Source organism: Paenibacillus sp. EKM10P (assembly GCF_011800655.1).
In the GTDB taxonomy this organism is placed as follows: Bacteria; Bacillota; Bacilli; order Paenibacillales; family Paenibacillaceae; genus Paenibacillus; species Paenibacillus polymyxa.
Map to the genome: position 1 here is coordinate 446,055 of NZ_JAALET010000004.1, position 22,405 is coordinate 468,459.

Below are 22,405 nucleotides of genomic sequence, written 5' to 3' on the forward strand. Positions count from 1 at the left end.
CCTTAAGGCATTTGAAGGTTTTTTTTGGTTTGTGCTTGCCTATTCATAGGGGGATATGCATGTGACCATGTATACGGAACAGCTCATGTTGAAGCGGGAAGATATCGTGATGAAGGCGGCTGTTAGTTTTGTACATGCAGTTTGCCGTGACGATGCTGCTCTCGATCCGGAGATTTTTCATTCAGATGAGTGTAGCTACTTTGAGAGCCTGCTATTCCAGCGCCGAAAATCCAACTTTCTGCTTGGCAGGCTAAGTGCAAAACAAGCAGCATCCGTGCTGTTAAGGGAGCAGAACCTACGCAACATAAGCGTGGAGACAGGTGTTTTCGGCCAGCCCTTGCTTCGAACTACCGGAGTCCCTGGTTACCAAGTGAGCATTGCCCACTGTGATGATATCGGGACCGCTGTTGTTTTTCCAGAAGCGCATCCTATGGGGATTGATATTGAGAGGATAAGTCCTAACCGAAATAAGACCATGGAAAGCCAATTGACGACGGAAGAAAGGGAAAGAATCGCAGCCGTGCGAGGAGTAGAGGAATACTCTGTTTTATTGACGGTTTCTTGGACGGTAAAGGAGGCGATTTCGAAAATATTGCGCACAGGCTTTACCGCATCATTGCAAGTGCTTGAAATTAACGAGATCAGATTTAATAGTGGATGCTTTCGGAGTACATTTTCGCATTTTCCGCAATATGCCGCCCAGTCGTATCGGTTGGGTAACTACATCTTTACTATTGCAGCGCCAAGGAAGACGGAATGGAGTATCAATATGTCTCAATTGTATGAGCAATTTAATCCGATTTTCCATCCAAGCTGTTTGTAAATAACCCAATTTTAGGAGGATATACATGCGTAAAGAAGAAGTATTCGAAATCGTTAAAGGTTGTATTTGTGAAGTTCTACCGGAATTAAACGATCACCAGTTTCAGTATGACGATCGCTTGGTAGATTTGGGTGCGGATTCGGTAGATCGAGCCGATATTGTAATGAAGTCTATGGAAGCATTATCTCTTAATATTCCGCGCGTTGAGTTATCTGGCGTTAAAAATGTAGGAGAGTTGGCAGATGCGCTCTATGCCAAATTATAAAGAGCCTGAGTTAGTTATTACGGGAGTTGGTGTTACTTCGTCGATTGGGCAAGGGAAGACTGCCTTTGCTTCGGCGCTGTTCAAAGGGCAACATGCATTTGGAGTTATGCAACGTCCAGGCAGAAAGGGAGAAGCTTCATTTATAGGTGCGGAGCTGCCATCTCTGTCTTATCCGGAGACCATTTCCAAACGAATGTTACGAACCGCATCATTTTCAGGACAGGTGGCAATGGTTACCCTTCAAGAGGCCTGGGATGATGCTCAATTGGATGACGTCGACCCTAGCCGCATAGGATTGGTGATTGGAGGCTCCAATTTTCAGCAACGGGAATTATTTCAAACCTATGAGGCTTATCGGGAAAAAATGCACTTTGTATCTCCGACCTATGGGCTGTCCTTTATGGATACTGATTTGTGCGGATTATGCACTGAGCAATTCGGTATTCAAGGGTTAGCATATACTGTCGGCGGGGCTTCCGCGAGCGGACAAGTCGCCATCATTCAAGCGATTGAGGCAATTCAAGCAAATCGGGTTGATGTGTGCATTGCGATGGGGGCGTTGATGGATATTTCGTATTTGGAATGCCAGGCATTGCGATCCTTGGGAGCCATGGGAAGCGACCGATATGCCGACCAACCAGCAATGGCGTGTCGCCCCTTTGATAAGATGCACGATGGATTTATATACGGGGAATCTTGCGGAGTTATCGTCATAGAGCGGTCGGATTTTGCAATGAAGCGGCAGGGGAAACCTTATGCAAAGCTTGCAGGCTGGGATATGGGGATGGATCGGAACCGGAACCCCAATCCTTCTTATGAAGGCGAGGTTCGAGTGATTAAAAGGGCCTTGGAGAAAGCGAAACTGTCGCCGGAAAAAATTGATTATATTAATCCCCATGGGACAGGCTCTGTAATTGGGGACGAGATCGAAATAAAGGCAATACAGGATTGCCAATTATCACATGCTTACATCAATGCAACCAAATCCATTATCGGGCATGGTCTGAGCGCAGCCGGGACGGTTGAAATTATTGCTACTCTTCTACAAATGAAAGAGTCGAAACTTCATCCTACCCGCAATTTGGAGGAGCCGATCAAAGTGGATTGCAACTGGGTGAAAAATGAGTCCATCCCAGCGGTTATTCACAATACTATGAATTTGAGCATGGGATTTGGCGGGATCAATACGGCCATCTGTATGCAAAAGTATGAGTCGGGCATTTAAGAAAGGGGGAGCATTATGGTATTGGTAGGAATAGAAGCAATGAATGTTTTTGGGGGCTCAGCCTATCTAGATGTCATGCAATTAGCGCAGCACAGACAGTTGGACCCTGCGAGATTTGAAAATTTATTAATGAAAGAAAAGGCTGTTGCCCTGCCCTATGAAGATCCGGTTACCTTTGGAGTCAATGCGGCAAAACCGCTGGTGGACGCCCTCTCTGAAGCGGAAAAAAACCGCATCGAAATGCTCATCACCTGTACAGAATCAGGAATTGATTTTGGAAAATCAATCAGTACATATATTCACCACTATTTGGGACTGAATCGGAATTGCAGGCTATTTGAACTCAAGCAAGCCTGCTATTCGGGTACTGCCGGACTCCAAATGGCGGTGAATTTTATTTTATCCCAAGTCTCGCCAGGGGCTAAAGCGCTTGTTATTGCCAGTGATATCTCACGATTTATTGCCGCTGAAGGCGGGGATGTTTTGAGTGAGGATTGGTCTTACGCTGAACCAAGCGGAGGGGCAGGGGCTGTGGCCATGCTCATTAGTGAAAATCCTCATATATTCCAAGTCGATGCGGGCGCTAATGGATATTATGGCTATGAGGTGATGGATACTTGCCGGCCGATACCAGATAGCGAGGCCGGAGATGCGGACTTGTCTTTAATGTCCTATCTGGACTGCTGCGAGCAAGCATTTTTGGAATACCAGAAACGGGTACAAGGAGTGGATTATAAAGATACCTTCCAGTATCTTTCCTTCCATACTCCATTCGGTGGAATGGTAAAAGGAGCGCATCGCACGATGATGCGAAGGATTACTCAGGCCAAGCCCAATGAGATTGAGGCGGATTATGTACAACGTGTCAAGCCAGGATTGGAGTATTGCCAACGAGTCGGCAATATTATGGGTGCGACCTTGTACCTGTCCTTGGCAGGCACGATTGATAAGGGCACATTTGATTCTCCGAAGCGGATTGGTTGCTTTTCCTATGGATCAGGCTGCTGCTCGGAATTTTATAGCGGGGTAGTGATGCCGCAAAGCCAGGAATATCTGCGTCGTTTTGAGATCGAGCGTAATTTGAATGATCGGTATCAATTATCCATGGATGAATATGAATCCTTGCTGAAAGGCAGTGGCGCTGTACGTTTTGGAACCCGCAACACCAAACTTGATTTTCAATTGGTTCCTGGAGTGATCGATTCCGGGAAAGGGAGACAGCGATTATATCTGGAGGAAATCTATGAATTCCACCGCAAATATCGGTGGGAATCATGAATTATCAAACAATTCAGGTTCGGTTTCAAGAATCGATTTGTTATTTACGGTTTTACCGACCAGAGGCAAATAACACGATTAATAACACCCTCATTGAGGAATGCATGCATGTGCTTGCACTGTGTGAGGAGTCGGTTACGATCGTTGTTTTGGAAGGCCTGCCGGAGGTGTTCTGTCTTGGAGCGGATTTTCAAGGAATGTACGAAAAAATGGCAAATGAACATGAGCATGAGCATGCACAGAATCCAGAACCACTATATGATCTGTGGTTAAAACTGGCGACAGGGCCCTATATCACGATTTCTCATGTGCGAGGAAAGGCAAACGCTGGTGGCATTGGATTTATTGCTGCCAGCGACATTGTGATAGCAGATCAGACAGCACAGTTCAGTCTGTCGGAATTGTTATTTGGGCTTTTCCCTGCTTGTGTTTTGCCCTTTTTAGTACGCAGAATTGGATTCCAAAAAGCGAATTATTTGACATTAATGACACAGCCGATTATGGTTGAGCAGGCTCTTACATGGGGATTAGTCGATGCATATGATGCCCAGAGTGATACGGTGCTGCGCAAGCATTTATTACGCCTCAGACGATTGTCCAAAACGGGTATTTTACGCTACAAACGCTTTATGGACGAACTCAGCGATTTGCGTCAGTATAAATCACTGGCGCTGGCGTCCAATCAAGAGGTGTTTTCAGACGCTCAAAATCTGAAGGGCATTTTCCGATATGTCGAAACAGGTCAATTTCCGTGGATGGACTGATGGGCGTTTGCCACAAGACGGGATGCTGAGGGGGAAGTAGATCATCATGTCACAATCTGTGGTTGAGTTACTTGAGATCGAGCGAGGGATTATTCAAGTAACAATGCAAGATAGAGTTCATAAAAATACATTTACACTTGAAATGACTCATGGACTTAGAGAAGCGTTCCGTACGATCCAGGATGACTCGACCTGCAAAGTCGTAATTATAACAGGGTATGACAACTACTTTGCCACGGGTGGGACGCAAGAAGGACTATTGGCTATACATGAAGGAACATCAAAGTTTACTGATGAAAATATTTACTCTCTAGCATTGAACTGCAAAGTTCCAGTGATAGCTGCTATGCAGGGCCATGCGGTTGGTGGGGGCTTTGTCATGGGGCTATTTTCTGATTTCGTAATCCTGAGTAAGGAAAGTATGTACACGACTAATTTTATGAGATACGGATTTACACCAGGAATGGGTGCGACGTTCATTCTTCCCCAAAAACTCGGGTTCAGCCTGGGAGAAGAATTATTGTTAAATGGGGGGAATTACCGAGGCGCAGAACTGGAGAAGCGAGGAGTGCCGTTTCCAGTTTTGCCTCGCAAAGAAGTGATGAGCTATGGATTGGATCTTGCTAGACAGCTGGCCGAGAAACCCAGATTTTCATTAATCACATTAAAGGATCATCTGGTTGCTCCACTCCGCGCTCAGCTTCCCAAAATCGTAGAACAAGAGCTGATTATGCATGAGAAGACCTTTCACCAAGCCGAGGTTAAAGAACGAATCATCAACCTGTTTGGAAAATAATAATTTTTTCACATCCTTATTTATTTATATTTGTTGGACGCTTTTACGGTTTTTCATGGGAATCTGGAAACGAGTGTGAAAGGGGCGCATAGCCTTTCTCATCACTCGTTTTTTCTTTGCTACTTTCGTTAGGCAACGCTTCAAGCGTGAAACAGTAGCTCAAAATAGACATCGTGATAAGCATTTAGCTCATGTTGTATTTAAATTTTGTGTTTGAGGAGTTGGTGGATGAATGACACGTAAACATGATCAAAGATCAGACTTTAATATCCCGATCCTTTCTTTTATGGAAACTTGCCGGCAATTTCCTGAAACAGAGTTGTTTACTTTTGAGAATGAAGGAGAGCATCCTCACGTTCTTACGGGGACCACGCTTTTGCTGCAAGTGCAAACTTTGGGCAACTTTCTAATGAAAGAACTGGCTGCGCAGGAAAGAGCGCTCCTTGTATTTCCTCAGGGTCTGGGATATATCAGCAGCATGCTGGCATGTTTTTATGCAAACATCGTAGCCATCCCTACACCCATTACAGCAGCAGAGCCAGATGAAAAAATGCTTGAGAAAATAAAGCCTATTCAAACGGATTCCGGGGCTGTATGTATCATAACCAATACTGCCTTCAAAGCTTTTCTCCAAACACAACCGGAGTATAGAACGTTTCGTATCCTAAATATTGATGAGATTCTTCAAGAGAGCGCCGCCCACGTAGATATAAAGATGAGAATGCCAGCACCTGAAGATATGGCCCTTTTGCTGTACACATCAGGCTCTACATCACTGCCTAAAGGTGTAATTCTCAGCCATAGATGTTTGATGAATCAGGTTAAGGCTGAGCAATGGAGAATTGACCAAAATAGCCGTATCGTTTCCTGGATGCCGCAATTCCATGCTTTTGGACTGCAAAACAATATTTTGGTACCGCTATTGAATGGCGCCTCAAGCATTATTCTCCCGCCAGAAAGCTTTGCTAAAAATCCGGAGCACTGGATTCAGATGATTGACAAGTATCAGGCTACCCATACGGCTGCGCCAAACTTTGCATTCGATTACTGCTGCTCCACCTTGGACGTAGCTTCACTACAGGAATATTCTTTGCACCATCTTCAAGCTATTATATGTGCAGGTGAGCCCATTCGGAAGGAAAGTTACGAAAATTTTGTCCATCATTTCCGGGCATTGGGGCTTAAAGAAGATATATTTTGTCCTCTTCTTGGCTTATCTGAGCTGTGTCCTGTTACCAGTGTAAAACCGGGCCAGTCGATGAGATTTCTTAATTTGGATATTCCTAGCTTGGAGCAAAGAAGAGTCGAATACACAGATGAGAAGAACCCATCGAAGTCCGTTGTCAGTTGCGGGGAGATCGAAGCTCCGACAGAAATACGGATTGTTCATCCTGAAAGTCATATGCTTTGCCTGCCAGAGGAAATCGGCGAGATTTGGATTAAATCCGATCGGATGGCAGAGGGTTATTTAAATAGGAAGCAAGAAACGGACAGCACTTTTGAGGCAGTACTTTCCAGTACACAAGAAGGCGGTTTTTTCCGTACAGGTGACCTTGGCTTTATTGTAGACAATCATATTTATGTCATCGGCAGAGAGAAGGAAGTCATTATCATTCACGGCAAAAATCATCATCCTGTCGATATTGAATGGACCATCCAAAAGAATATGCCGGAGTTGACCTTGCCTATCGCTGTATTTGCCTCTGAAGTCAAAGGCCAGGAAAAGGTAATCGTCGTACAAGAGATTGAAACGTCCCTTCATGAGCAGGAATATAAACGACTGGTCGAAAAGATGTTAAATGCTGTATCTGGGACACATCAACTTGAAATTTATGATATATATTTGCTGCCAAAAGGTAGTATTCCCAAAACGGGGAGCGGGAAAATTCAAAGAAAGGTTTGCCGTAATGCTTACATCAAACAAGAGCTTAGGGTACTTTATCAATATCGGAGTGCACTCTCAACAGCGCATTCGGGTATTGGAGAAACGGATGCTACTGTAGACGCTGTTTCGTTGATACTGCTGAAGATTCAGGAATATATGGTGCAATTTTTGCAACGGGAACTGAATTTGGAGTCCGAGGCAATGGATTTGAATAAAAATATTCACGGTTATGGCATCGATTCCATTCTTATCATGAAGCTCATACGCGGCATTGAAAAATCTTATCCGATCAAGGTTAATGCAAGAGAAATTCTAGATTACCCAACGATTCAACTACTATCGGCTTATTTAGCCAAAAAGATCGAAAAAGATAAACGGGTTGTAGAGATCAAGACCGAAACAATCCTGCATGGTTTGCAACGGAATCCACTTTCTGAAGTTCAAAAAGGGTTGTGGCTATTACATAAAATGTCTCCTGAAATAAATGCTTACAATGTACCAATATGTCTCCGATTTAATACGAAAGTTGAGATAGAGAACGTTAAACAGGCTTTCCACACCGTTTTAGAGCAATATCCTATTCTAAAAAGTGTGATTGAAGAGGATAATGGGACACCTTATCAAAAGCTGGAGTCTGCTCAGCCGTTCAATATGCAGATAGAGGATATTTCAAGCTTGAAAGCGGATGAAATCATTCCCTTTATTCGGAGCAAGGCAAAGCAGCCATTCGCGCTGGAACAGGACCCTTTGATGCGTGTTTATCTGATGTCCAGGTCCGAACAAGAACATTTCATACTGGTGGTCATCCATCATATTATTTTTGATGGTAGTTCTTTCATCCTTTTTATTCAAAGCTTTTTAGATGCATATAAGGACTTGGGACAAGGAAAGAGACCAGTCGTTTTACCACCTGCCGCGAGCTATAGCGATTTTGTGGAATGGGAACAAACGATGCTGGCGAGTGCAGAAGGGGAAAAGCATTTTTCCTATTGGAAGCAACAACTGTCGGATGCTTTACCGACTCTAGAGCTTCCATATAACCGTTCAGGTTTTCTGACTCCGAGCATGGAAGGACAAACATACACCAAGCGGCTTCCAGTTGATTGGGTCAATCGGGTAAAATCTTTCGCCCGTACGCAATATATGAGCTTGTCTACCGTCTTGTTAGGTATGTATGTGATATTGCTTAACCAGTATTCGAAACAGGAAGACATCATCGTTGGAATGCCAGTTATGGTACGACCAGAGGAGCGTTTTGACCAATTAATCGGATATTTTGTCAATATGCTTCCAATACGCAGCCAAGTGTCGGAAACAGAGACATTCCTGGATTTTATGAAAAAATTGCAAATCACCGTAGTCAATGGGATGGATCATGCTCCTTATCCTTTTCCGGCTCTGGTTCGAGCATTAAATGTGCCACGTTTGCAGGCGAGCTCGCCTGTTTTTCAGGCAGTTTTTTCTTACCAAAATTTTCTGCAAACTTCAAGCTTGCAGCAGCTTTGTGCGCCGTATAGCGATAGCTTTACCGTTGAGTTGGTAGAGGAAATTCACCAGGAAGGTGAATATGAGCTGGTATTGGAGCTGCTGGAGCAGGAAGAAGAGCTGACATTAAATATCAAATACCGTTCCGGTTTGTTCGATGAATCAACCATCGTACAGATGGCTGAGCGTTACATCGGATTAGCGGAAGCACTTATGAGCAATCCTACAGCTGCCCTGCAGGACTATTCATTACTTTTGCAAGAGGAAAAGAATAGCGTCCTTTATGACTGGAATGCAACCGAAATAAGTTATCCAGATAAATGCTTCCCTGAATTATTCATAAAACAGGCAAGGAAAACGCCTGACGCTATTGCAGTCGTGTATGAAGAACAATCGCTTACCTATCGGGAATTAAAAGAAAAGAGCACTTTACTCGCTCTATATTTGCAAAATCAGGGCGTTACCCCTGATACGCTGGTAGGAATTTGCATGGAACGGTCTTTAGAAATGGTCATTGGGCTGTTGGGAATCCTTCTGGCGGGAGGAGCCTATGTACCGCTTGATCCGGACTATCCAGAGGACAGATTGGAATACATGCTGCAGGACTCCAATGCTTCCCTTGTCATTACGCAATCGGAATTGCTGGAAAAAGTATATCGGCTGGCAGGGAGTCATGTGAACTGCATCGTTCTTGATAACGAATGGGATCTTCTGACAAGTAGTATAAAGGGGAGAAAGACACTCAAACGGGAAGTGCAGCCTAGCCATTTGGCATATGTGATATATACATCTGGAAGTACAGGGAAACCCAAAGGGGTCATGATCCCGCACAAAGCGTTGACCAACTTTCTTCTTTCCATGGGAGAAAAGCCAGGCATAACAGAGCAGGATAAATTGCTTGCAGTGACAACGTATTGCTTTGACATCGCGGGACTGGAATTATATCTGCCTTTGATTAAAGGCGCTCAATGCTATGTTTGCAGTTCTGAAAAGGCTAAGGATGCCGAAAGACTCAAGCAGGAGATTCAAAAAATAAAACCGACAATGATGCAGGCAACGCCTGTGACCTGGACCATGCTTTTTCAAGCTGGCTGGAAGAACGAAGAGAACATGAAAATGCTCTGTGGCGGAGAAGCACTTTCGGAAACATTGAAATCTTATTTTGTGCATAACAACGGTGACGCATGGAATATGTTCGGTCCGACTGAGACGACGATTTGGTCTACAATTCAAACGATTACCGCCGACAAGCCGATTTCGATCGGTAAGCCTATTGCCAACACCCAGATTTATATTTTGGATCAGCTCCTTAGACCTGTACCTATCGGATTTCCGGGTGAGCTTTTCATTTCGGGCAATGGCTTGGCCAGAGGCTATCTGAATCAGCCGGTGCTTACGGATGAAAAGTTTATTGACAACCCATTCAAGCCCGGAACTAAGCTCTATAGAACCGGAGATTTATGCAAGTGGCTTTCTGACGGTTCCATTGAATATTTGGGTCGGATGGATTATCAAGTGAAAATCCGCGGGTTTCGAATTGAGCTAAGTGAAGTTGAAGGTCAGGTCAGAACATATCCGGGAATTGATGAATGTGTCGTGATCGCCAAGGAACAAGGAGGGGATAAGCAGCTTGTCGCCTACTATTTACGTAACAACTCTCAGTTCGGGGAATCCTCACTTGATCCGAAAGAAGTACGAAATTATTTAAAAGCATTCTTGCCTTATTATATGATTCCAGCATTCTTTATCGAACTGGACAAGCTGCCATTGACCCCGAATGGCAAAATAGATCGGAAGGAATTAATGGGTCGTAGGGTCGAGCTGGCGACAGCAACAAGAAAAATCCATTTGCCGCAATCGGATGTTGAACAACAAGTTTTAACAATATGGAAAAAGCTTCTGGATATCGATCATCTAAGTACGGATGATGCTTTTTTCGACGTGGGCGGAAATTCTTTTTCAGCCGCAGAGATGATTAGAAGGATCAAGGACAAGCTGGAATGTGATATTTCGGTGACAGCATTGTTCAAGTATCCAACGGTTAGGGAACTTAGTGCCTATATTACGAAAGTAAAAGGCGAGGCACCAGCTTCTGCAACAGAACAAACAGATACCGCTAAAAATACCATTTCACAGGGATTAGACTCGGAGGAAGATGAACATAAACCATCCTACCCTGATTATTATGAGGATAGTATCGCAATTATAGGAATTTCGTCCCATTTCCCGGGTGCAAAAAACCACATTGAGTTTTGGAGCAATTTGAGGGCAGGGGTGGAAAGTGTCCGGTACTTTTCTGAGGAAGAACTAGCCCAGTTAGGGCTGGAGAGAGAGATTGTCGAGCATCCAAACTATGTGCCCGGACAATGCACGATTGAGGGAAAAGAGTATTTCGACCCTGAGTTTTTTAATTTGTCCCAGAAAAATGCAGAATTTATGGATCCTCAGATGAAATTGCTGCTACAGCATGCATGGAAGGCCGTTGAAGATGCTGGCTATGTTTCCAAAGAGATTCCTGAAACCAGCGTGTATATGTCGGCGAGCAGCAGCTTTTATCAAGCCTTTATTCCTAATTTGGCATCGCAATCACCTAATGTCCTGAGGAATGCGGATGAATATGTAACCTGGATTTTGGCACAAGGCGGGACCATTCCTACTATGATCTCTCATAAATTAGGATTTAAAGGTCCCAGCTTATTTGTGCATTCCAACTGTTCTTCTTCGTTAGTCGGACTGCGTCTAGCTTCGCAAAGCCTGTTGTCTGGTGAAGCAAAATACGCGTTGGTTGGAGCGTCAACAATCTTTCCTTTCAACAGCTTAGGTTATGTATATCAGCCTGGCTTGAACTTTTCTAGTGATGGCCATATTAGAGCTTTTGACGATTCGGCAGACGGAATGATTGGCGGAGAAGGGGTTGGAGTTGTTCTACTGAAAAAAACGCTGGATGCCATTAGAGACGGTGACCATATTTATACGATTTTACGAGGGGTTAGCGTGAACAACGATGGGACTGACAAACTAGGGTTTTATGCTCCAAGTGTTAAGGGTCAGTCTGAAGTTATTCAGAAGACGATCGAATCAACCGGAATTCATCCCGAAACGATCAGTTATATTGAGACACATGGAACCGGAACCAAATTGGGCGATCCGGTTGAATTTGCAGCCTTGAATGATACATTCAGGCAGTACACGGCCAAAAAACAATTTTGTGGTATTGGATCGGTCAAAACCAATATCGGACATTTGGACACTGCAGCAGGTTTGGCGGGGTGTATTAAAGTCGCTTTAAGCTTATACCATAATGAGATTCCTCCTACGCTTAATTACGATACACCCAATACCGATATCCATTTGTCTGATTCGCCTTTTTATGTTGTTGATAAACTGCGGAAATGGGAACAAGCGTCGGCTCCCCATCGAGCGGCGCTGAGCTCCTTTGGCATAGGCGGAACGAATGCTCATGCCATTTTCGAACAATTTGTAGCTAATGATGAACCCGAACGTTCTAAATCCAGTTTGGTGAACGATGCTGATAAGTATCTTGTTCCTTTGTCTGCCAAAAATGATCAGCGCCTTAAGGCATATGCTGGGGACCTCTCGGCTTTCTTGACAGCTTCTCAAGAAATCAATTTATCGGATGTAGCTTTTACGCTTCAAACAGGACGAATGACAATGAAATGTCGGGTAGCGTTTATCGTCAAGAATACGAGCGAGCTGGTGCAAAAATTGGATTCGTTCGCGAATGGACAAGAACATATCGAGAATTGCTGGAGGGGAGAAAATAACCAGCAAGATTCAATGCAATGGTTTGAACAGGAAGAAGTGTTCAAGGAATTAGTGAGCAAATGGATCTCAAATCGTGAAATGAACAAGCTGGCAGAGCTATGGGCCAAAGGCTTCCATATCGATTGGAAATTGCTGTATTACGATATGCGACCGAAAAGAATCAGTCTGCCTACGTATCCTTTTGCTCAACAACGCTGCTGGGCTCCTGAGGTTGAGGCTGGAGCAGCAAGGGTCAGAGTAGTGGCGGAAGCACCTGCGACTGCAGCTAGCCATACCCTGATGTTTGAACCAGTCTGGAAGGAGCAGGACGTAGCGCCGGAGGTCGAAGCCCCTGTCTATGACCGCCGTATCATCTTACTGTGTGAGCCGGAAGAGGCTTTACCTGAACGGCTTGAAGCGAGAGTGAACGGAGCGGCACAGGTTTTGGTCTTCTCATCCGGGAAGAGCCGGGTGGATGAGCGGTTTCAGGCCTATGCAGTTCAGGCCTTTGAGAGCATCCAAAGCATTCTAAAAGACAAGCCTGCCGGAAGGGTGCTGGTTCAGCTTGTCGTGACGGCGGCTGGAGAAGGACAGCTCTTTTCAGGGCTTTCGGGTCTGCTGAAGACCGCCCGGCTGGAAAATCCAAAATTCATCGGGCAATTGATCGAAGTGGAACAGGGAGAACTTGCGGAAAACCTGCTGGCGAAGCTGGAAGAAAACAGCCGCAGTCCGTTGGATGGATGGATTCGCTATGAGGATAGTCAACGCAAAACCGCTTGCTGGAACAGGTTGGAGCCATCTCGGTCAGATGAGGAGCTGCTATGGAGAGATGGGGGCGTGTATCTCATCACCGGCGGCTCTGGCGGCCTGGGGCTGCTTGTTGCCGAAGAACTGGTTCGGCGCACCCGAGCAGCGACCTTGATCCTGACAGGGCGGTCGACACTGGACGGCAACAGACAAACTCGGCTGAAGGAACTGGAGTCCTCAGGAGCCAGAGTGGTGTATAAGCAGGGGGATATCACTGACAGGAACACGGTTACTAGCTTGCTGGAAAGCATTCAGAAAGAATTCGGGCGTGTTCACGGGATTATCCACTGTGCTGGGGTCATTCACGATAACTTCATTCTCAAGAAAAGCAGGGAAGAATTTATCGAGGTGCTGGGGCCGAAGGTCCAAGGGCTGGTCCATCTGGATGAGGCAAGCAGCGGCCAGGATCTGGACTTCTTCATGCTCTTTTCCTCCATCTCGGGCAGTCTGGGCAATCCGGGACAGGCCGATTATGCCACCGCCAACGCCTTTATGGATGCGTACGCAGCATATCGGAATACCCTGGTGGAAGCCCAGCAACGGCGGGGCCGGACGCTATCCATCCGCTGGCCGCTGTGGAAAGAAGGCGGAATGCGGATCGATGCGGACACGGAAAAGCTCATGAGACAAAATATGGGCCTCACGCCTCTACAGACCGAGTCGGGCATTCAGGCGTTGTACCAATGCCTGACCTCAAGCAAGGATCAGGTGATGATCCTGGAAGGAGAGCCCGAGAAAATCAAGGCCTATCTGGCGAAAGCCGTCTCGCAGACCGATGTTCGAGCGGTAGAGGCAGCTGGATTGAAGCTGGATGCGGGTTTACTGTACGATAAAACCTTGTATCATCTCAAGGCGCTATTGGGAGAGGTGACCCGTCTGAGCGTCGGTAGCATTGAAGCCCAAGAACCGCTAGAGCGCTATGGCATCGATTCGATTATGATTACCCAGCTCAATGCCAAGCTGGCAGAGTCTTTTGGCGAGCTATCCAAGACGCTATTTTATGAGTACCAGACCCTGCGTGCCCTGGCAGAACATTTAGTGGCGGAATATGCACCGGAGTGCATGCAATGGGTTGGAATGAGCACGGACAAGGAACGGGTAGAGGAAACGGCTGCGACAGCCCGGTACGCTGAAGAAGAAAGCACGCAAATTGCGGGGCAGACGATAGCGGAGGAGGCGACAGCGAAGTCCAGAAGCTACGTGGAGCCGATTCGAAGCTACGCGGAACTTGGCGCAGAGGAAACACGAGAACCGATTGCCATCATTGGCATGGCAGGAAAGTATCCAGGTTCGAGGGACATGAACGAATATTGGGAAAATCTCAAGGCAGGAAAGGATTGTGTCAGCGAAATCCCGCAGGAACGCTGGAAACTGGAAGAATTCTTCCAGCCTGACAAACAGGAAGCGGTGGCTGATGGCAAAAGCTACAGCAAGTGGGGCGGCTTTATCGAAGGCTTTGCGGAATTCGACCCATTGTTTTTCAATATTGCACCGCGAGAAGCCCTCAGCATGGATCCTCAGGAAAGGCTGTTTATTGAAGCTTGCTGGGAAGCGATGGAGGACGCAGGCTACACCAGAGAACAGCTTGCGGTACGACATAACAGCCGTGTAGGTGTGTTTGCGGGAATTACCAAAACGGGCTACGAGCTTTATGGGCCGGAATTATGGAAGATGGGGGCCAAAATATTCCCCCAAATATCCTTTAGCTCGGTAGCCAACCGGATTTCGTACCTGTTTAATTTGCAGGGGCCGAGCATGCCAGTGGATACGATGTGTTCGTCCTCGTTGACCGCGATTCATGAAGCGTGTGAGCATCTGTACCGCGGAGAATGCGTGTTGGCCATGGCAGGAGGAGTGAACCTGTATCTGCATCCACTGAGTTATGTCGGACTTTGTGCGAATCAGATGCTGTCCGTAGACGGACAGTGCAAGAGCTTCGGAAAGGGAGGCAACGGCTTTGTCCCAGGAGAAGGTGTGGGGGTCGTGCTATTGAAGCCGTTGTCGAAGGCGATAGCAGATGGGGACCCGATCCATGCGGTCATCCGGGGAACGAGCATCAACCATGGAGGCAAGACCAACGGGTATACCGTGCCTAACCCGACTGCTCAAGGGGAGCTAATCCGGTCGGCTTTGGAACGAGCCGGGGTACATGCCCGGACCATTAGCTATATCGAAGCTCACGGAACCGGCACAGAACTGGGAGATCCGATTGAAGTAACCGGTCTGACCCAGGCCTTCAGAAAGGATACAGCAGATAAGGGATTTTGTGCTGTGGGCTCTGTGAAGTCCAACATCGGACATTTGGAGGCGGCGGCGGGCATCGCAGGGATTGGGAAAATTGTCCTGCAGATGAAAAACCGGACGCTGGTTCCCAGTCTGCATGCCCAGGAACTGAATCCGAACATTCCTTTTGAGCAGACGCCGTTTGTTGTCCAGCAGGAGCTGGAGGAATGGAAGCGGCCGGTGGTTGAGCTCGAGGGAGAGACACGGGAATACCCGAGAATGGCAGGGATTTCATCGTTTGGAGCAGGAGGCGCCAATGCCCATGTCATCATCGAAGAGTACGTTCCGGAAGAGAAGATGCCCATTCGTGTAACAGCTCACCATCCTGTGATTATCGTATTGTCGGCCAAAAATGAGGAACGGCTGAAGCAGCAGGTCGAGAGATTGCTGTCCGTGATCGGGAAAGGAGAGGTCACAGAGGGCAATCTGGCCGATGCAGCCTACACGCTCCAGTTAGGACGTGAAGCGATGGAAGAACGCCTAGCGGTCATTGCTGAATCGCTACCGAAACTGGTGGAAAAGCTGCAAAGATTCTTGGAAGGCCACGACGGGATTTCCGAGCTGTATCGAGGACAGGTCAAGCGAAACAAAGAGGCACTGTCCGCACTGTTAGAAGATGAAGATATGGAAAAAACGATCGCTGCCTGGATCGGGAAACGGAAATACGCGAAGATAGTGGATCTGTGGGTAAAGGGACTGGCGATGGACTGGAGCATGCTTTATGGAGATGCCAAGCCGCAGCGAATAAGCCTGCCAGCCTATCCTTTTGCAAAGGAGCGGTATTGGATCACGGATATTAAAACCAAGCAGGCTTCCATTGAATCTACCAAATCTGTACAGCCAACAGATATATTTGTTGATCAAAAAACACCTGAGACAGCGGCAAATATTTCGCAAAAGTATGAAAAAGAAAGCGAAGATCCAAATTCCGAAGCTATTCCTTCGTATATCCAGAATATTCAGAGCCATATTTCCACCAGTGTCAAAATGAAGAAGATGCCAGATATTTCTTATCTAGCGGCTGAATACGAAAGAATTCCTTCGACTATGGTCGACAACCAAGCTTACTCGGAACAGGATGGGACGACGCGAGGGACTAATCGGATGAGGAGGCTTACAGATGAAGGAAATGAATGATGTCTTATGCAAATTGCTATGGGGTTATTTGCAGTTGATGGGATTATGCCCCTATGCACATATGGACAAGAAAGCTATGATTAATGATTTTAAAACCAAAACAGCATTGCTGAATTTATACGATCGCTGGCTTGAAGAAAGCATAGAGGTATTGGCGCGGAATCATTATTTTTACCGTAAAGGAGACTCTTATAGCGTAACGGATACAGCTTTGGTTGATCTGCAGGCTGTATGGAAGGAATGGGAATTGAAGAAAGGGGAATGGCTGAAAAATCCGGATCTCTCGGCCTGGGTTGTACTCGTAGAATCAACATTGCGCAAGCTGCCGGAAATTTTGACCGGAAACATACCTGCCACTGACATTGTTTTTCCTCAGTCCTCTATGAAGCTGGTAGAAGGTATATATAAAAATAGTCCTGCAGCAGATTACTTTAATGAAGTGCTGGGGGATATTGTAGTTTCCTACTTGAATGAACGGCTTAAGCATGACCCGTCAGGGTCGATTCGAATTATTGAAATTGGTGCAGGTACTGGAGGAACCAGCGCTATGCTCTTCCGGAAGCTTCGACCTTATCAGGAGCATATTCGTGAATACTGTTATACCGATAAATCCAGAGCATTTTTATTGCATGCTCAAAAAGAGTACGGCCCGCAAAATCCTTACTTGACTTATAAAATTTTTAATGTGGAAGAGTCGGCTGTGGGACAAGATATCGACACGGGCGGATATGATATTGCAATTGCCACCAATGTCCTGCACGCTACGAGGAACATTCGGCAGACATTAGGCAATGTCAAAGCATCGCTGCGAAAAAACGGCCTGATTCTTATCAATGAAATTAGTGGAAACTCGCTGTTAAACCACCTAACCTTTGGCCTGTTGGAGGGATGGTGGCTTTATAATGACCCCGAGCTGCGTATTCCAGGCTCTCCCGGTTTATACCCTGAACGTTGGCAGGAGGTATTGGAAAGCGAGGGGTTCCGGTCGGTCTTCTTCCCCGCTCAGGAAGCGCATGAAGTAGGCCAGCAAATTATTGTGGCTGAAAGCGATGGTATACTTCGGGATCAACAGAAGCTTGAACCTGGCAAGCCTCCATTGAAACAGCGTGACACAGGGATTCAATCAGCTGCTGATGTATCCAATGAGATGGCTGAAGAGCATGTCAGGGAGCTTATTGTAGAGAAGTTGGCAGAGGCCTTGAATGTGGACTTTTCTATGATTGATGTCTATGAGTCATTCGCAGATTATGGCCTGGACTCTATTCTTGGCGTCAACTTTGTACAGGATGTTAATCAGGGGCTGGGCATTCATTTGCAGACTACAGACATCTTTGATTACAGTTCGGTCAAACAACTGACGTTATACATTTTAGGCCAATTCGGCGACATCGTTTTACCAGTTTTGGGACACAATGCTGATCCCATAGAGGATGGGAAAGATACAAGCCGTGAAACCCAAGCGCCTAAGGAAAAGGAATATATGTTTAATCCGGTTCAAACGGCAAGTGCATCGATTGAGCCAGAAAGACCTAAACAGGAGAATACAGGAAAAAGCTTGGCGCAAAGAGAGCCGATTGCGATTATTGGAATGAGCGGGCGGTTTGCCGGGTCTGACAATGTAGATGAGCTTTGGAATCACCTTAAGAATGGCGACGATTTAGTAAAAGAGGTAACTCGGTGGGATCTTTCAAAATACCAGGAAAAAAATGCGAGTTACTGCAATTATGGAAGCTTTTTGGAGGATATTGATAAGTTCGATCCGCTTTTTTTCAATATTTCCGGACTGGAAGCAACTTACATGGATCCGCAGCAGAGATTGTTTCTCGAGGAAGCATGGCATGCTCTAGAGGATGCGGGCTATGCGGGTGCAGGGATGGATGGGCGTCGGTGCGGAGTTTATGTAGGCTGTGCCGAAGGCGATTACCAGCGATTGCTGGGTGAAGACCTGCCTCCGCAAGCACTGTGGGGACATATGGGCTCCGTGATTCCCGCCAGAATTTCCTACTACTTGAATCTTCACGGACCGGCAATAGCTGTAGATACAGCTTGTTCGAGTTCGCTAGTTGCCACCCATCTTGCTTGCCAAAGCTTATGGTCTGGAGAAACGGATATGGCTTTAGCTGGCGGGGTGTATATTCATACAACCCCTCGTTGCTATTTATACGGTGACAGAGCAGGAATGCTGTCTCACACAGGGCACTGTTATACCTTTGATGACAGGGCGGACGGAATGGTTCCAGGAGAGGCTGTTGGCGCGGTTGTACTCAAACGGCTTGAGGAAGCAGTTGCCGATGGTGACCACATCTATGGGGTGATTTTAGGCTCAGGAATCAATCAGGACGGTACCACGAATGGACTTACTGCACCAAGCCAGAAGTCTCAGGAGCGGCTGGAGCAATATGTGTACGATACTTTTCATATTCATCCAGAGCAAATCCAATTGGTGGAAGCACATGGGACAGGTACCAAATTGGGAGATCCAATTGAATATCAGGCATTGACGCGAACATTTAGAAAGTATACGGACAAGAAGGGATTTTGCGCGATCGGGTCCATTAAAACGAATATCGGTCATACGCAAATTGCGGCAGGAATCACAGGAGTAATTAAGCTGTTATTGTCATTAAAGCATGAGCAGATTCCGCCTTCACTTCATTTCCAATCAGGCAATTCTAATATTCAGTTTGCGGACAGCCCTTTTTATGTCAATACGCAGTTGCAGAATTGGCTGATTGAGCCTGAAGCCAGACGCTGTGCTGCGGTCAGCTCCTTTGGTGCCAGTGGTACTAATGCCCACCTGGTCATTGGAGAGGCTCCACATACGAAACGAAGACATTGCGAAAAGCCGGCTTATTTCATTCCGCTGTCCGCCCGGACTTCACAACAATTACGCCGTCAGGTGGAGCAACTGATTGCCTATTGCGAACAGGAGCCTGAGGCAGACTGCGGTAACATGAGCTATACATTATTGCTTGGGAGAAAGCACTGCAATCATCGGCTTGCATGTGTTGCCCGCAATCAAGGTGAGCTTGTCATGTCCCTTAAAAGGTGGCTGGAAAAAGGCAATTCTTCTCAAGTTTATTATTCTGAACTACACGAAAAAGACCAACGCATTCAAACGTCATTGAAGAGATATGGAAATGAATGTATTCAAAACTGTCAAAATGCAGGTGAAGCCCGCGAGTATTTGGAGCTTTTAACTACGATTGCGGATTTATATGTTCAGGGATATCCGTTAGACTTTGAACGTTTGTTTTCAAATGAACCGTATTGCAGAATCCCACTACCGACTTATCCTTTTGCAAAAGAGCGGTATTGGGCGCCTGGGAATGAAACCCAAGTGGCTAAAAGCATAAGTATAGAAAGTGAAACCAAATCAACGATTTCCAGAGCAGAGGCAAAACCTGTGGCTACAGCTAGTCATACCCTGTTGCTAGAGCCAGTTTGGAAGGAGCAGGACGTATCGCCAGAGGTGGAAGCACCTACCTACGACCGCCGTATCATCTTACTGTGTGAGCCGGACAAGGCTTTACCTGAACGGCTCGAAGCGCGAGTGAACGGAGCAGCGCAGATCTTGGCTTTCTCATCTGGGAAGAGCCGTGTGGAAGAGCGGTTTCAGGCCTATGCAGTTCAGGCCTTTGAGAGCATCCAAGGCCTGCTCAAAGACAAGCCTGCCGGAAGGGTGCTGGTTCAGCTTGTCGTGACGGCGGCTGGAGAAGGGCGGCTCTTTTCAGGACTTTCGGGTCTGCTGAAGACCGCCCGACTGGAAAATCCAAAACTCATCGGCCAATTGATCGAAGTGGAACAGGGAGAATCTGCGGAAAGCCTACTGGCGAAGCTGGAGGAAAACAGCCGCAGTCCGGTGGATGGATGGATTCGCTATGAGGGTGGTCAACGCAAAACCGCTTGCTGGAGCAGGTTCGAGTCGTCTCGGCCAGAAGAGAAGCTGCCATGGAGAGACGGTGGCGTGTATCTCATTACCGGCGGCTCTGGCGGCCTGGGGCTGCTTGTTGCCGAAGAACTGGTTCGGCGCACCCAAGCAGCAACCTTAATCCTGACAGGCCGCTCGCCACTGGACGGCAACAGACAAACCCGGCTGAAGGAGCTGGAGTTCTCAGGAGCCAGAGTAGTGTACAAGCAGGGGGATATCACCGACAGGAACACGGTTACCAGCTTGTTGGAAAGCATTCAGGAAGAATTCGGGTGTGTTCACGGGATTATTCACTGCGCTGGGGTCATTCACGATAACTTCATTCTCAAGAAAAGCAGGGAAGAATTTATCGAGGTGCTGGGTCCGAAGGTTAAAGGGCTGGTTCATCTAGATGAGGTGAGCAACGGTCAGGATTTGGACTTCTTCGTGCTCTTTTCCTCCATCTCGGGCAGTATGGGCAATCCGGGACAGGCCGATTATGCCACCGCCAACGCCTTTATGGATGCGTACGCAGCATACCGGAATACCCTGGTGGAAGCCCAGCAACGGCGGGGCCGGACGCTATCCATCCGCTGGCCGCTGTGGAAAGAAGGCGGGATGAGGATTGATGCGGACACGGAAAAGCTCATGAGACAGAACATGGGCATTACGCCTCTACAGACCGAGTCGGGCATTCAGGCGTTGTACCAATGCCTGTCCTCAAGCAAAGAGCAGGTGATGGTCCTAGAAGGAGAGCCTGAAAAAATCGAGGCCTATCTGACGAAATCCGTTCCGCATATCAGTGTCCGTGCGATACAGGCATCTGCGCCAAAGCTGGATGCGGCCTTACTTTACGATAAAACTTTGCATCATCTCAAGGCGCTGTTGGGAGAGGTGACCCGGCTGAGCGTTGGTAGCATTGAAGCTCATGAACCGCTAGAGCGCTATGGCATTGATTCCATCATGATTACCCAGTTGAATGCCAAGCTGGCAGGATCTTTTGGCGAGCTGTCCAAGACGCTGTTTTACGAGTACCAGACCTTGCGTGCCCTGGCAGAACATTTAGTGGCGGAATACGCACTGGAATGCATGCAGTTGGTCGGAATGAGTCCAGACATGCAGCTGGTGGAGGAAACGACTGCGGCAACCCAGTGTGCCGAAGAAGAAAGCGCGCCAGTTGCGGAACAAACGATTGCGGAAGAGGTGACAGCGAAGCTTACCCGAAGCTACGTGAAGCCGGTTCAAAGCTATGTGCAGTCTGGCGCAGAGGAAACACGTGAACCGATCGCCATCATTGGTATGGCAGGCAAGTATCCAGGTTCGAAGGACATGAACGAATATTGGGAAAATCTCAAAGCAGGGAAGGATTGTATCGGCGAAATCCCGCAGGAACGCTGGTCGCTGGAAGGATTCTTCCAGCCTGACAAAGAAGAAGCGGCTGCGCATGGTAAAAGTTACAGCAAGTGGGGCGGTTTTATCGAAGGCTTTGCGGAATTCGATCCACTGTTTTTTAATATTGCACCGCGGGAAGCACTCAGTATGGACCCTCAGGAAAGGCTGTTCATTGAAGCCTGCTGGGAAGCGATGGAGGATGCAGGCTACACCAGAGAACAGCTTGCAGTACGACATAACAGCCGGGTAGGTGTATTTGCGGGAATTACCAAAACAGGATTTGATCTATATGGTCTTGATCTGTGGAGGAAGGGAGCGCAAATATTCCCTCACACTTCCTTTAGCTCAGTAGCCAACCGGATTTCGTACCTGTTTAATTTGCAGGGGCCGAGCATGCCAGTGGATACGATGTGTTCATCCTCATTGACCGCGATTCATGAAGCGTGTGAGCATCTGTACCGCGGAGAATGCGAGTTGGCCATGGCAGGAGGAGTGAACCTGTATCTGCATCCGCTGAGTTATGTCGGACTTTGTGCGAATCAGATGCTGTCCGTAGACGGACAGTGCAAGAGCTTCGGAAAGGGAGGCAA

General features: G+C 47.1%; 8 protein-coding genes. All 8 read left to right on the plus strand.

Features of this window, described 5'->3' with window-relative positions; all coding sequences use genetic code 11:
- The first annotated feature begins 67 nt into the window (after positions 1–67).
- Positions 68–823, plus strand: coding sequence for a 4'-phosphopantetheinyl transferase family protein (locus HFE01_RS14540; protein WP_228552566.1), 756 nt, complete (start codon positions 68–70; stop codon positions 821–823).
- A 25-nt stretch (positions 824–848) separates the two neighbouring features.
- Positions 849–1,088, plus strand: coding sequence for an acyl carrier protein (locus HFE01_RS14545; protein WP_016821485.1), 240 nt, complete (start codon positions 849–851; stop codon positions 1,086–1,088).
- Positions 1,066–2,313 (plus strand): beta-ketoacyl synthase N-terminal-like domain-containing protein, encoded by a 1,248-nt coding sequence (locus tag HFE01_RS14550; protein ID WP_025365242.1) that lies wholly within the window; start codon positions 1,066–1,068, stop codon positions 2,311–2,313. The genes HFE01_RS14545 and HFE01_RS14550 overlap by 23 nt, the downstream gene beginning before the upstream one ends.
- Positions 2,314–2,328: 15 nt before the next feature.
- Entirely contained in the window at positions 2,329–3,591 is a 1,263-nt protein-coding gene (locus HFE01_RS14555) for a hydroxymethylglutaryl-CoA synthase family protein (protein ID WP_016821483.1), read from the plus strand.
- Positions 3,588–4,355, plus strand: a complete 768-nt coding sequence (locus HFE01_RS14560; protein WP_167438382.1) for an enoyl-CoA hydratase/isomerase — start codon at positions 3,588–3,590, stop codon at positions 4,353–4,355. The genes HFE01_RS14555 and HFE01_RS14560 overlap by 4 nt, the downstream gene beginning before the upstream one ends.
- 46 nt (positions 4,356–4,401) lie before the next feature.
- Positions 4,402–5,151: a polyketide synthase gene (locus HFE01_RS14565; RefSeq protein WP_016821481.1), complete on the plus strand. Its 750-nt coding sequence runs from the start codon at positions 4,402–4,404 to the stop codon at positions 5,149–5,151.
- Positions 5,152–5,383: 232 nt separating this feature from the next.
- Positions 5,384–16,513, plus strand: coding sequence for a non-ribosomal peptide synthetase (locus HFE01_RS14570; protein WP_107733331.1), 11,130 nt, complete (start codon positions 5,384–5,386; stop codon positions 16,511–16,513).
- On the plus strand, positions 16,497–22,405 hold a 5,909-nt coding region (locus HFE01_RS14575), incomplete at its 3' end, for an SDR family NAD(P)-dependent oxidoreductase (RefSeq protein WP_167442861.1). The genes HFE01_RS14570 and HFE01_RS14575, both read left to right, overlap by 17 nt.

Bases quoted from the DNA above. Each gene is read 5' to 3' on its own strand.
- HFE01_RS14540 (WP_228552566.1), top strand. From the start codon at position 68: ATGTATACGGAACAGCTCATGTTGAAGCGGGAAGATATCGTGATGAAG.
- HFE01_RS14545 (WP_016821485.1), top strand. From the start codon at position 849: ATGCGTAAAGAAGAAGTATTCGAAATCGTTAAAGGTTGTATTTGTGAA.
- HFE01_RS14550 (WP_025365242.1), top strand. From the start codon at position 1,066: ATGCGCTCTATGCCAAATTATAAAGAGCCTGAGTTAGTTATTACGGGA.
- HFE01_RS14555 (WP_016821483.1), top strand. From the start codon at position 2,329: ATGGTATTGGTAGGAATAGAAGCAATGAATGTTTTTGGGGGCTCAGCC.
- HFE01_RS14560 (WP_167438382.1), top strand. From the start codon at position 3,588: ATGAATTATCAAACAATTCAGGTTCGGTTTCAAGAATCGATTTGTTAT.
- HFE01_RS14565 (WP_016821481.1), top strand. From the start codon at position 4,402: ATGTCACAATCTGTGGTTGAGTTACTTGAGATCGAGCGAGGGATTATT.
- HFE01_RS14570 (WP_107733331.1), top strand. From the start codon at position 5,384: ATGACACGTAAACATGATCAAAGATCAGACTTTAATATCCCGATCCTT.